The sequence below is a fragment of the Streptomyces sp. M2CJ-2 genome (assembly GCF_016757295.1).
GTDB lineage: Bacteria > Actinomycetota > Actinomycetes > Streptomycetales > Streptomycetaceae > Streptomyces.
In genome coordinates this window covers 1-13301 of the sequence record NZ_JAESIF010000004.1, presented here as the reverse complement: position 1 = coordinate 13301, position 13301 = coordinate 1, and the positions used below count along the sequence as shown (strand labels likewise).

The 13301-nt window shown below is 72.3% G+C and carries 7 protein-coding genes and 1 pseudogene; 6 read left to right on the top strand and 2 right to left on the bottom strand.

Annotated features, from left to right (window positions below):
* Positions 1 to 12: 12 nt before the first annotated feature.
* Complete coding sequence (locus JL475_RS05630) at positions 13 to 1353, bottom strand: transposase (protein WP_237406342.1); 1341 nt, start codon at positions 1351 to 1353, stop codon at positions 13 to 15.
* A 381-nt stretch (positions 1354 to 1734) separates the two neighbouring features.
* On the opposite strand from JL475_RS05630, the gene JL475_RS05625 reads away from it, so the two are divergent.
* The 4 genes and pseudogenes from JL475_RS05625 (at position 1735) to JL475_RS05610 (ending at position 8090) form a co-directional block, all read left to right on the top strand.
* Positions 1735 to 3564, top strand: a complete 1830-nt coding sequence (locus JL475_RS05625; RefSeq protein ID WP_202275980.1) for an ABC transporter ATP-binding protein — start codon at positions 1735 to 1737, stop codon at positions 3562 to 3564.
* Positions 3561 to 5423 carry an ABC transporter ATP-binding protein gene (locus JL475_RS05620; RefSeq protein ID WP_202275979.1) on the top strand — a complete coding sequence of 621 codons (1863 nt, stop codon included), beginning with the start codon at positions 3561 to 3563 and terminating at the stop codon, positions 5421 to 5423. Before JL475_RS05625 ends, JL475_RS05620 begins: the two co-directional genes overlap by 4 nt.
* A 321-nt stretch (positions 5424 to 5744) precedes the next feature.
* A pseudogene (locus tag JL475_RS05615) lies at positions 5745 to 7424 on the top strand (M4 family metallopeptidase); the annotation flags it as partial.
* Positions 7425 to 7568: 144 nt separating this feature from the next.
* The gene (locus tag JL475_RS05610; protein ID WP_202275978.1) at positions 7569 to 8090 is read left to right on the top strand and encodes a DUF1990 family protein; all 522 of its coding nucleotides are present in this window, start codon (positions 7569 to 7571) and stop codon (positions 8088 to 8090) included.
* A gap of 42 nt (positions 8091 to 8132) precedes the next feature.
* On the opposite strand, the gene JL475_RS05605 is transcribed toward JL475_RS05610, so the two are convergent.
* On the bottom strand, positions 8133 to 10802 hold the full coding sequence (locus tag JL475_RS05605; protein ID WP_202275977.1) for a glycosyltransferase family 1 protein: 2670 nt from the start codon (positions 10800 to 10802) through the stop codon (positions 8133 to 8135).
* Between the two features lie 306 nt (positions 10803 to 11108).
* Between JL475_RS05605 and JL475_RS05600 the strand changes: the two genes are divergently transcribed.
* Positions 11109 to 12332 (top strand): S8 family peptidase, encoded by a 1224-nt coding sequence (locus tag JL475_RS05600; protein WP_202275976.1) that lies wholly within the window; start codon positions 11109 to 11111, stop codon positions 12330 to 12332.
* A gap of 282 nt (positions 12333 to 12614) precedes the next feature.
* Positions 12615 to 13301, top strand: a 687-nt coding sequence (locus tag JL475_RS05595; RefSeq protein WP_202275975.1) for a maltotransferase domain-containing protein, incomplete at its 3' end; no start/stop codon positions are given.

Genomic DNA, 13301 nt, shown 5'->3' with positions numbered 1-13301 from the left:
GTACATCGGCCGTCACGCTCGAGACTCATCAACCGATCGGCTGATGGGTTGACATCCTCCCCCTCTTATAGACAGGGGGATTCCAACCCGGGTGGGTCGAGGTTCACGGGCGCTCGAACGGCCGGTGGCCGCTGTCACCCCTCCGGCACCGGCTGCCCGCCGGGGGCGGGGGATCCCGCCCTGTCCTGCCGCGACGTTGACCGCTGCGTTCTCATCCGCGTTGCAGCTGAACCCGCAGGACACGCAGACGAACTCGGCTTGGCTCTTGCGCGAGTCCTTCTCGATCCAGCCACAGGCACTGCACCGCAACGAGGTGTACGGGGCGGGCACGTCCTCCACCCGCCCGGGAGCCTTCTCCCCGGTCCGGCGGCGCAGCAGGCCCCAGCCCTGGGCGAGGATCACCCGGTTCAGCCCGGCCTTCTGCCGCACCCGCGTGCCCGGCTGTTCGGCGGTCCCCTTCGCCGAGCGGGTCATCGTGGTGATGTTCAGTTTCTCGAACCGGACCAGGCGGTAGGTACGGGCGAGCATGGTGGAGGTCTTCTCGCACCAGTCCTTGCGCCGGGCCGCCTCCCGCGCCTTGAGCCGGGCGACCTTCGCGTACTCCTCCCGCTTGCGATCGCTGCCCCTGGGGGCGCGGGCCGCCCGGCGCTGGTGCTTGCGGACCCGCGCCCGTTCCCGGGGAGTGAGCTGGGGGCAGTTCAGCCTCCGCCCGTCGGACAGGGCAGCGGTGATCTTCACGCCCCGGTCGACACCGACGATGCTGTCCGCGCCGGGCGCCTCGACCGGCTCGGGGATCACGGCAAAGGCGATGTGCCACTGGTTGTTGCGAAAAGTGACCCGGAACGTCTTCGCCGAGGGCAGCTCGCGCCGGGTGAGACGGAAGCGGACCCAGCCGCAGCCCGGCACCTTCACCCGGGCCCACCGGCGGTTGAGTTTCTGCACCACCACCGAGCGGCCCATGACCTGCCTGCCCCTGGCGTTCAGCCTCGGGGTGCCGTCCGGATTGGACTCCGGGATCCGGTCGGTGCCGATGACCCGGAAGCCCTCATGCACGAACCTCTTCCGCCAGGTCGGCTCGCCGAACCCGGAAGCGAAACGCGCGGCTTTGGCTCTGGCGAAGTCCCGCAACGCCTGCTGCTGCACCTCCGCATTCCCCGCACGTAGCCACGCACTGTTCCGGCGCGCCTCGGTGAGCTGACGGCACTGCTCCGCGAAACCCGGCGCGGACCTGCCGCCCGGCCGCCAGTGCGCATGCTGCTCGACGGCCAGGTTCCACACGTACCGGGCGTGCGCGCAGTGCCCGAGCATGACGCCCGCCTGCTCACCTGTCGGGTACATCCGAAACCGTGACATGCCGCCAACCTAGCCCCACCACTCGCCGCCCTCCTCGCTTCCCGCCACACCCACCCGAACGAGTGACCGACCACGCCACCATCCGCAACGACGCCTTCCACTCCCAGACCGCCGCGCCCACCTAAGGCCGCCCCGGCACCGTCGAGGGCACAACATCGCACCACCCCGGAAACAATTGCGACGCCCCTGAGCCACCACGCGGAAGCGGACACCCGCCCCGACCCCGAAGGACCGGGCACCCTGCCCGAAAACCAGGTGGTACGACCCCCACGGTTCCCGCGCCCGGGAAGCCGGGGCCGCAGGTCGTAGGTCCGAAGACCGAGTCCGGTCCGGCCAAAACTCGGTGGGCAGTGTCAGTTGTGTTCCGTAGGCTCACTGCTGATGGTCACGACACCCCCACCCGCGCCCCCGTCTCTCGAAACGCGCGAAGCGCCCGAAGCGCGGTCCACGGTCCGTACGTTGCTGCGCCTGTGGCCGTACGTGCGGCCCGTGCGGGCGCGGCTGTTCACCGCCGCCTTCATCGCGATCCTCGCCTCGTGCATCGGCCTGGTCATCCCGCTGGTCCTGAAGTGGATGGTGGACGGTCCGATCGCCGACCGGGACCCGGCGGGTGTGTGGCTCGGCGCGCTGTACCTGCTGCTGCTCGGGCTCGCGGAAGCCCTGCTGTTCGGGTTCCGGCGGTGGCTGGTGGCGCGCCCGCTGTCGGGGGTCGAGGCGGGGATGCGGGCGGACCTGTACCGGCGTCTGCAGCGGCTGCCGGTGACGTTCCACGACCGTTGGCCGTCGGGGCAGTTGCTGTCCCGGGGGACCACGGACCTGATGCTGCTGCGCATGTTCCTGGCCTTCCCGCTGACGTTCCTTCTGGTCAACGGGGTGACGATCCTTGTCGGTGTGATCATCATGCTGGTCCAGGACTGGGCTCTGGGGCTGGTGGTCCTGATTCCGGCCGTGCCGGTGATGGTCATCTGCGTGGCCTTCGAGAAGCGGTACTCCAAGGCGTCCCGGCTCTCCCAGGACCAGGTCGGCGACCTGACGACGGTCGTCGAGGAGAGCGTGCTCGGCATCCGCGTCATCAAGGGGTTCGGACGGCACCGCAGCCAGGCGCGGGCGTTCCGGGAGCTGTCGAAGGAGCTGCGCGGGACGGAACTGCACAAGGCCCGGCTGCTGGCCTCCATCATGAGCGTCATCGTGACGCTCCCGGAGCTGGCCATCGGCACGACACTGGTGCTGGGGGCCATGCGGGTGGCCGACGGGGACCTGTCCGCGGGCACCCTGGTGGCGTTCCTGTCGACGGCCCTGGCACTGCGCTGGCCCGTGGACTCGATCGGCTTCCTGCTGGCGATGAGCCAGGAGGCGGCGACCGCGACCGAGCGGTACTTCGAGGTGATGGACGCCGAGGAGGAGTCCCCGGGTCCCGACGGCGCACGGACATCGGTCACCCCCGAGGGCGGCGACGGCGGGCTGCGCTTCCACGACGTCACCTTCCGCTACCCCGACGCCCCCTCCGGCTCCCCGCCCGTCCTGGACCGCGTCGACCTGCACATCCGGCCCGGTGAGTCGATGGCCCTGGTCGGCGCGACCGGCAGCGGCAAGACCACGCTCACCGCCCTGGTCCCGCGGCTGCACGAGGCGACCTCGGGGCGGATCACCCTGGACGGCACGGACATCACCGCGCTCTCCCGCGAGGAGCTGCGCAGCAGGGTCTCCGTCGCCTTCGAGGAGCCCACCCTGTTCTCGGCCGCGGTCGGGGAGAACGTGCTGATGGGCGCGGGGCCCGGGGCCGGGAGGGCCGAGCTGGAGCGGGCGCTGGGCGTGGCGCAGGCCGACTTCGTGGACGCGTTGCCCCAGGGCACCGACACGCAGGTCGGCGAGCAGGGGCTCAGCCTCTCCGGCGGGCAGCGGCAGCGTCTCGCGCTGGCCCGCGCGGTGGTCGGGCAGCCCGAGTTCCTGGTGCTGGACGATCCGCTGTCCGCGCTCGACGTGCACACGGAGGCCGCGGTCGAGGCCGCCCTGCGCCGGGTGCTCTCCGACACCACCGCCCTGATCGTGGCGCACCGCCCGTCCACGGTGCTGCTGGCCGACCGCGTCGCCCTGCTCTCCGGCGGCCGGATCAAGGCGGTCGGCACCCACCACGAACTGCTGCGCACCCACCCCGAGTACGCCCACCTCATGTCCGGCGACCCGGCGGGGGAACAGGAGGACCAGCGATGACGGCGGCGCCCACCACGCCCGCGCGGGACGAGGACGGCAAGAACGGCGAGCCGCGCACCCCGCAGGCCGGCGACCCCTTCGACCAGGACGTACTGCCCACTCCCCCGGGCGCCACCGGCGTCCTGCTGCGTTCCCTGCTGGCCCCGATGCGGGGCAGGGTCGCCCTCACCGCGCTCCTGCTGCTGCTCCAGCAGACGGCGGTGCAGGCGGGTCCGCTGCTGGTGGCGTACGCGATCGACCGGGGCGTGCCCGCGTTCCGGTCCGCCGACCACGGGCCGCTGATCGCGGTCGCGGTGGGCTACCTGCTGTGCGCGGCCTCGGGCGGTGTGCTGCAGTACGCGTTCATCGCCACCGCCGCCCGGGTCAGCCAGGACGTGCTGCTGGATCTGCGCGGCCGGATCTTCCGGCACGCGCAGGCGCTCAGCGTCGACTTCCACGAGCGCTACACCTCGGGCCGGCTCATCTCCCGCTCCACCACGGACGTCGAGTCGCTGCGGGAGCTGCTGGAGGAGGGCCTGCAGGAGCTGGTCACGGTCATCGTGTCCTGCGTCTACGTCTCGGTGCTGCTGCTCTGGCTGGACCTCGGGCTGGGCGCGATGGCGGCGGCGTCCTTCGTCCCGCTGTACGCACTCGTACGGTCGTACCGGCGGCGCGTCACGGAGGTGTACCGGCAGCGGTCGACGGCGATCGCCGCGGTGATCGTGAAGTTCGTCGAGACGATGAACGGCATCCGCCCGGTGCGCGCCTTCCGCCGCGAGGCCGCCAACGACGCCGACTTCGGCGCGCTGAACCGGCGGCACGAGCGGACCAACGGGGACGCCCTGCTGGAGATGGCCCGCTATGTCGTCGGTTCCCGGGTGGTCGCCAACACGACGGTCGCGCTGATCGTGCTGTGGGGTGCCTACCGGGTCGCGGACGGGACGCTCGCGCTCGGTGTGCTGGCGGCGGCGGTGCTGTACCTGCGGCGGCTGTACGACCCGATCGACCGGCTGGGCATGTTCCTCAACGCGTACCAGTCGGCGGCCGCCTCGCTGGAGAAGATCGCCGGACTCCTGGCACAGGTCCCGTCCGTGCCGGAGCCCGCGGCCCCCCGGGAGCTTCCGGAGGCGCCCTCGCGGCACCCGGGGCGCGAAGTCGTCTTCGACTCGGTCCGTTTCGCGTACCGGACCGGCGGCGAGGTGCTGCCCCGCTTCGACCTCACCCTCCCGGCCGGGCAGACCGTCGCCGTCGTCGGCTCGACCGGCGCGGGCAAGTCGACGCTGGCCAAACTGCTCGCCCGCTTCTACGACCCCACCGACGGCCGGGTCCTGCTGGACGGCGTCGACCTGCGCGACCTCGCGGGGCCCGAACTGCGGTGCGGGGTGGTCATGGTGACGCAGGAGGCGTTCCTGTTCTCCGGCACGGTCGCCGAGAACATCGCCATCGGCCGCCCGGACGCCACCCGTGCGGAGATCGAGCGGGCCGCGAAGGAGATCGGCGCGCACGACTTCATCGCCGCCCTGCCCGACGGCTACGACACCGACGTACGCAAGCGCGGCGGCCGCATCTCGGCCGGTCAGCGCCAACTCGTGGCCTTCGCCCGGGCGTTGCTCGCCGACCCGGCCGTACTGATCCTGGACGAGGCGACCAGCTCCCTGGACATCCCTGGCGAGCGGGCGGTGCAGCGGGCGATGGCGACGGTCCTGCGGGGGCGCACGGCGGTGGTGATCGCCCACCGTCTGTCCACCGTGGAGATCGCGGACCGCGTCCTGGTGATGGAACACGGCCGCATCGTGGAGGACGGCACCCCGGCCGAACTCATCGCGGGCACCGGCCGCTTCGCGGACCTCCACCGCGCCTGGCGGGACAGCCTGGCCTAGACGGAAGCGGGCAAACGCGAAGTCACCGCCACCACCGCCACCGCCGGCGAAACGCTCCGTTTATCGAACCCGAACTCCCGGACAACGGGGCGTTTTCGGCCAATGTCTTGACGCGCTCCTGACAGGAACCGCGGTCTCCTGCGACTCTTCCCAAGGCCACCGCGCGGCAACCCCACAGCGCCGTCGAACCGTCGTGCCCCGGCCACCGCTCCAGCACAGCAGCACGTGGTACCGCGTACCGCCTTGTTCTGCCCGGCCGGCTCACCAGTCGGCCGGTCTCCCCTGGCCGCACAACCCGCGGCCGCGCAGAAGGAGTCAGTGTTGAGAAGCAGGTCCTCCCACGGACGCACCCCCCACACCGCACGCCGCCGCACCGCCGCCGTCGCCCTCGCCGGGGTCGCCGCCCTGGTCGCCACGGCCGTGCAGTCCGGCAGCGCCACCGCCGCCCCGGACGACACCCCGTCGGCCGCGAGCCGGGCGAACCCGGCCGCCGAGTCGGTCCGGCTCACCCCCGCCCAGCGCGCCGAGCTGATCCGTGAGGCGAACGCCACCAAGGCGGACACCGCCGCGGACCTCGGCCTGGGCGAGAAGGAGCAGCTCGTCGTCCGTGACGTCCTCAAGGACCGCGACGGCACCGTCCACGTCCGCTACGAGCGCACCTACGACGGCCTGCCCGTCCTCGGCGGCGACCTGGTCGTGCAGGGCGAGAAGCCCGGCGAGACCGAGTCGGTCGTCAAGGCCACCCGGGCCTCGGTGAAGCCCGCCACCACCAAGGCCGCGGTGCCCGCCGCCGAGGCGGAGCAGCAGGCCCTCGGCGCCGCGAAGGCCGAGGACGCCAAGAGCCCCGACGTCGAGGGCGCCCCGCGCAAGGTCGTCTGGGCCGCGGACGGTGCGCCGACCCTCGCGTACGAGACCGTCGTCGGCGGGCTCCAGCACGACGGCACCCCGCAGGAGCTGCACGTCGTCACCGACGCCACCACGGGCGAGAAGCTGTACGAGTGGCAGGCCGTCCAGACCGGCACCGGCCACACCGTCTACAGCGGCACCGTCGGCCTGACGACCGCCCGATCCGGGTCGTCGTACAACCTCACCGACGGGGCGCGCGGCAACCACAGGACGTACAACCTGAACCGCGGCACCTCCGGCACCGGCACCCTGTTCTCCGGCTCCGACGACGTCTGGGGCAACGGCAGCCCCTCCAACGCGGAGTCGGCCGCCGCCGACGCCCACTACGGGGCCGCGCTGACCTGGGACTACTACAAGAACGTGCACGGCCGCAACGGCATCCGCGGCGACGGGGTGGGCGCCTACTCCCGGGTCCACTACGGCAACAACTACGTCAACGCCTTCTGGTCGGACAGCTGCTTCTGCATGACCTACGGCGACGGATCGGGCAACGCCAACCCGCTGACCTCGATCGACGTGGCCGCGCACGAGATGACCCACGGCCTCACCTCGAACACCGCCGGCCTGCGCTACAGCGGGGAGTCCGGCGGCCTCAACGAGGCGACCAGCGACATCTTCGGCGCGACGGTCGAGTTCCACGCGGGCAACTCCTCGGACGTCGGTGACTATCTCATAGGCGAGAAGATCAACATCCGCGGCAACGGCACCCCGCTGCGCTACATGGACAAGCCGAGCAAGGACGGCTCGTCCAAGGACTCCTGGTACTCCGGGCTCGGCTCGATCGACGTGCACTACTCCTCGGGCCCCGCGAACCACTTCTTCTACCTGCTGAGCGAGGGCAGCGGCGCCAAGACCATCAACGGCGTCAGCTACGACTCGCCCACCTCGGACGGCCTGCCGGTCACCGGCATCGGCCGCGCCAAGGCGGAGAAGATCTGGTACCGCGCGCTGACCACCAAGTTCACCTCGACCACCAACTACGCCGGCGCCCGCACCGGCACCCTGGCGGCGACCGGTGAGCTGTACGGCACGAACAGCGCCGAGTACAAGGCGGTGCAGAACGCCTGGGCCGCCGTCAACGTCGGCGCCCGCGCCAGTGGCTGAGGGCGCCGCGCCGGGCGGCCGGTAGGCCGCGGGCCCGCCGTACGCGGCACGGGGGCGCCCGTACCGGAGTCCGATCCTCCGGTACGGGCGCCCCCGTGCCACCGGGTGTGCGGGGCCGCCCTACCCTTGGGTTCCATGTCTTCGGCGGACTTCACCTACGACCACGTCGGCGCGACCCGGGAGCCGGGTTTCTGCCCTCCCGGGTTCCATCCCCTGCACGTACGCACCCGCCTCGGCGAGGGCGAGGCGGTCTTCCGCCAGGGCGCGGAGGCGGTGCTCACCTGGGAACTGCACCGGGCGCTGGGCGTCGGCCTCGCCACCACCGCCGACCGCGCGGCGCCCGGTGTCGACGTCACCGTCACGCTCGCCGGGGTGGTCAAGGCACCCTGCCGGGTGGTCTGGACGGTGGAGGAGGACCGCAGGGCCGGCTGGGCGTACGGCACCCTACCCGGTCACCCGGAGTGCGGCGAAGAGGCCTTCGTCGTGCACCGCACCGGTGACGGAACGGTCTGGCTGACCGTCTCCGCGTTCAGCAAGGCGGCCCGTTGGTACGCCCGTGCGGCCGGTCCGGCGGCCCGCGGAATGCAGCACGCCTACGCCCGCCGCTGCGGCACGGTGCTGCGGCGCCTGGCCACGAAGGGCCTCGAGGAGTTCTGAGGCCCTTCGCGTCACCTGCGGTCCGTCCGCCGGTGCTGCGGCCTATCGCATCAGCAGCCCCGCCGCATCGGACACCTCCTCCGAGGGGACCGCGACCAGACCCATCTCGGTGCCGTGCGCCAGCAGCGGATGGCTGGGCAGGATACGGACCGTGTAGCCGAAGGGCCCGGTGCGGTCCAGGGAGAGCGGGCCCTCGTACACCCAGCGGCCCTCCAGGTCGGCGGCCCCCACCGGTTTCAGCGGGACGGGCGTCGCGCAGGTGATGCGGTCCTCCTCGTCCACCCGCCCGGAGACCGCCTGGACCTCGACGTCGTCCGGATCGAGGTCGCCGAGGCCGACGCGCACCCGCAGCGCGAGGGTGGTGCCGAGCTCCGCGGTGGCCGTCGTCGTCCCGGACGTCTCGACGTGGTCGACGCTCACCTCGTGCCAGGCGGCGCGCACCCGGGTCTTCCACCGGGCGAGGTCGCGCGCACGGTCGGGTCCCATCGCCCGGTGGGCGCGCGCGGCGGGCGCGTACAGGCGCTCGACGTACTCGCGGACCATGCGGCCGGCCAGCACCTTCGGGCCGAGCAGGCTCAGGGTGTGCCGGACCATCTCCAGCCACCGGTCGGGCAGCCCGCTCTCACCGCGCTCGTAGAAGCGCGGCGTGATCCGCTGCTCCAGCAGGTCGTACAGCGCGGCGGCCTCCACGGCGTCGCGCCGGTCCGGGTCGTCCCCCACTGCCGAAAGCGTGGAGGCGCCCCCGCCCGCTCCGCCCGCGGTGGGGACGGCCCAGCCGAAGTCGGGCTGGAACCACTCGTCCCACCAGCCGTCCAGCACCGAGAGGTTGAGGCAGCCGTTGAGGGCGGCCTTCATACCGCTGGTCCCGCACGCCTCCAGCGGACGCAGCGGGTTGTTCAGCCAGATGTCGCAGCCGGGGTAGAGCTTCTGCGCCATCGCCATGCCGTAGTCGGGCAGGAAGACGATCCGGTGCCGCACCCGCGGGTCGTCGGCGAACCGGACCAGCTCCTGGATGAGCCGCTTGCCGCTCTCGTCCGCCGGGTGCGCCTTGCCCGCGACCACGATCTGCACCGGCCGCTCGGGGTGCAGCAGCAGGTCCGTCAGCCGGTCCCGGTCCTGCAGCATCAGCGTCAGCCGCTTGTACGAGGGAACCCGCCGGGCGAACCCGATGGTCAGCACGTCCGGGTCGAGCACCCGGTCGATCCAGCCGAGCTCCGCCGTCCCCGCGCCGCGCTGCCGCCACGAGGCGCGCAGCCGCTCCCGCACCTCCGTCACCAGCAGCGAGCGCAGGGACCTACGCAGCTCCCAGATGTCCCCGTCGGGGATGTCCCCGACCGAGTCCCAGCGGTCCGAGCCGCCGACGCTCAGCGCCTCCTCGGCGCGCTCGGCGCCGATCTGCCGGGCGCCGAGCCGGAGCACCTCGGGGGCGACCCAGGTCGGCGCGTGCACCCCGTTGGTCACGGAGGTGATGGGCACCTCCTCGGGGTCGAATCCGGGCCAGAGCCCGGCGAACATCTCACGGCTGACCCTGCCGTGCAGCAGGGAGACGCCGTTGGCGCGCTGGGCCAGGCGCAGGCCCATGACGGCCATGTTGAAGAGGTCGGGCTCGCCGCCGGGGTACGTCTCCATGCCGAGCCGGAGAATGCGGTCGACCTCGATGCCCGGCAGTTCGGCGTCGGGGCCGAAGTGGCGGGCGACCAGCCCGCGGTCGAAGCGGTCGATGCCGGCCGGTACGGGGGTGTGCGTGGTGAACACGGTCCCCGCCCGGACCGTCTCCAGTGCGGGGCCGAACTCCAGTCCTTCGGCGCGCAGTTCGGCGATGCGTTCCAGGCCGAGGAAACCGGCGTGGCCCTCGTTGGTGTGGAACACCTCGGGCGGCGCATGCCCGGTCAGCCTGCAGTACGCGCGCACCGCCCTGACCCCTCCTATGCCGAGCAGCATCTCCTGGAGCAGGCGGTGCTCGCTGCCGCCTCCGTAGAGCCGGTCGGTGACGCCGCGTTCGCCGAGGTCGTTCTCCTCGACGTCGGAGTCCAGCAGGAGCAGCGGGACCCTGCCCACCTGGGCCAGCCAGATCCGGGCGCGCAGCGAGCGGCCGCCGGGCAGCGCGAGGATCACCAGGACGGGGGTGCCGTCGGGTTCCTTGAGCTGGGCGAGGGGCAGTTCGTTGGGGTCGAGGACGGGGTAGTGCTCCTGCTGCCAGCCGTCCCGGGACAGCGACTGGCGGAAGTAGCCGTGCCGGTAGAGCAGACCGACGCCGATCAGCGGGACGCCGAGGTCGCTGGCTGCCTTGAGGTGGTCGCCGGCGAGGATGCCGAGCCCGCCGGAGTACTGCGGCAGGGCGGCCGTGATGCCGAACTCCGGGGAGAAGTAGGCGATGGCGGCGGGCAGTCGGTCACCCTGCGACCGGGGACCGGACCGGTCCTGGTACCAGCGGTCGCCGGTCATGTACGTGTGCAGGTCGCCCGCGACGGCGTCGAGACAGTCCAGGAACGGGCGGTCCCCGGCCAGTTCCGTGAGCCGGTCGGGCGGCACACTGCCCAGCAGCCGTACGGGGTCTCGGCCACAGGCGGTCCAGCGTTCGGGGTCGACGGATCGGAACAGGTCGCCGGTCGGCGTGTGCCAGGACCAGCGCAGGTTCCGGGCCAGTTCGCTGAGGGGCCGGAGGGGGTCGGGGAGAACGGGTCGGACGGTGAATCGACGGATCGCCTTCAAGTTCCACCTCGGCGCGAGTCGCGGTGCGGAAGGACGGCTGTGTGCGTCCGGTCGTCGCGCACGACAGTACCGGCGGGAACGCCCTCCACGGCGGAAGCCGGGCAATCCGGCCCCGCCGTACCCCGACCTGAACGATTCACCTCATGGCGGATATGGCCGATTCCCCACCCGCAGGCGTCCTTGTGGCGTTCCGTTCCGCACGAGACGCTGCCACGGTGGCGTACGGCGTCGCGCGCCGGGTGCGCCCCGGCCACGACGCCGTACACCGATTCGCCGTACGCGGAGTCAAGGAGGGGAACTCTGACCATGGCACGGACGCGAACGCGGCGTCTGCACCGGGCGGGGGTCATGACGGCGGTCCTGTGCACCGCGACGGTTTCGGCCGCGACCCTGCCCGCGCACGCCGCGCCTGAGGGGCGGATATCCGGCGCCGGGGCACCCGGCTCCGTGGCCGGCAGCTACCTGGTGACACTGGAGAAGGGGACCGCGGCACGCTCGGCGATCGGCAGGGATCTCGTGCGGCGCTACGGGGCGAGAATCAGCCATACCTACGGCACCGTGCTCAACGGCTACGCCGTCCGGGCCGACGCGAGAGCGGCAGCGCGGCTCGCGGCCGACCCACAGGTCGCCTCGGTCACCCAGGACACCCGGGTGACACCGGCCCGAACGCCGAAGGGGCCGAACGACACGCAGCAGAACCCGCCGTCCTGGGGACTGGACCGCGTGGATCAGCGGAACCTGCCGATGGACGAGCGGTACACCGTGCCGACCGCGGCGGGCGCGGGGGTGACGGTCTACGTCGTCGACACCGGCGTACGAATATCGCACCGCGACTTCGGCGGCCGGGCCCGGCACGGCTGGGACTTCGTCCAGAACGACCGGACCGCCCAGGACGGCAACGGCCACGGCACCCATGTGGCCGGCATCATCGCGGGGAAGAGCCACGGCGTCGCGAAGCGGGCCAGGATCGTCTCCGTCCGCGTGCTCGACGACAACGGCTCGGGCACCACGGCCCAGGTGCTCGCGGGCATCGACTGGGTGACCCGGAACGCGGTCAAGCCCGCGGTCGCCAACCTCAGCCTCGGCGGCTTCCACAACGCCCAACTGAACGCCGCCGTACGGACGTCCATCGCGTCCGGCGTCAGCTACACCGTCGCCGCGGGAAACGAGGGGGCGGCTGCGGCGCTGTACTCGCCCGCGGGTGTGAAGCAGGCGATCACGGTGGGTGCGACCGACCGGCAGGACAAGAAACCGGCCTTTTCCAACCACGGTTCCGCCGTCGATCTGTTCGCCCCGGGGGTGTCCATCACCTCGGCGTCGGCCGCGAGCGACACCGGGCACACCACCGCCTCGGGCACGTCGACGGCGTCCCCGCACGCGGCGGGCGCGGCGGCGCTGTACCTCGCCGAGCATCGGCGGGCCACCCCGGCACAGGTGACGAACGCTCTGGTCAAAGGGTCGACGAGCGGGAAGGTGAGCGGCCGCGGGCTCGGTTCGCCGGACCGGCTGCTCCGGACACCGACGCGGTAGTGCGCGCTTGCCGGGCTCCCGCACCACGATCACCCGGGCACCCGCGGGGAAGCGGGCGGGAGTCGGGAGCGGGCTCTTCCAGGACCGGCTCCGTCCCACACGGACGGGGCCGGTCTTGTATGTCGACATACGCGCGAGTAGTTAACAAAGCGCCGGATTGCCCACCCGAACAGTGTGGGAAGGCTCCTGCGGTACACCCCTCAGGAACCTCACGCAGCATCAAGCAGGACCCACCTCCCCACAGTCATCCGCCCACCCACGTTGACGCGGACAGGAGCGGTCATGCCCGCCACGCATCATTCGTCGTCGGCCCCCCCGACGCCTTCTCCGAAGCCCGCCGCCGGAGCGCCCCCACCGGCCGCGGTGAACTCGACTTCCCTGGGGCGCATCCCCGTCCTCGACGTCCGGCCGATGGTCCTTCAGGGGCGCCGGCCGGCGAAGGCCGTCGTCGGTGAGACGTTCGAGGTGACGGCCACCGTGTTCCGTGAGGGGCACGAGGCGGTGGCCGCCAACGTCGTCCTGAAGGACCCCGAGGGCCGTCGGCGGCCGTTCATCCCGATGCGGGAGCTGGCGCCGGGCACGGACCGGTGGGGGGCGACCGTCTGCGCCGACGCGACGGGGCGTTGGACGTACACCGTGGAGGCGTGGGGCGACCCGGTGACGACCTGGCGCCGCCACGCGCACATCAAGATCCCGGCGGGTACGGACACGGAGCTGGTGCTGGAGGAGGGCGCCCTGCTCCACGAACGGGCGGCGGCCGAAGTGCCGGAACCGGACCGACGGGCCGTGCTCCTCGCCGCGGTGGACGCGCTGCGCGACGAACGGCGGCCGACGGCCACCCGGTTGGCGGCGGCGTTGACGCCGGAGGTGGACGCGGTCCTGGCCCGCCACCCACTGCGCGAACCGGTCACCACCGGCGACCCGATGCCCCTGCTGGTGGAACGCGAACGCGCCCTGTACGGCTCCTGG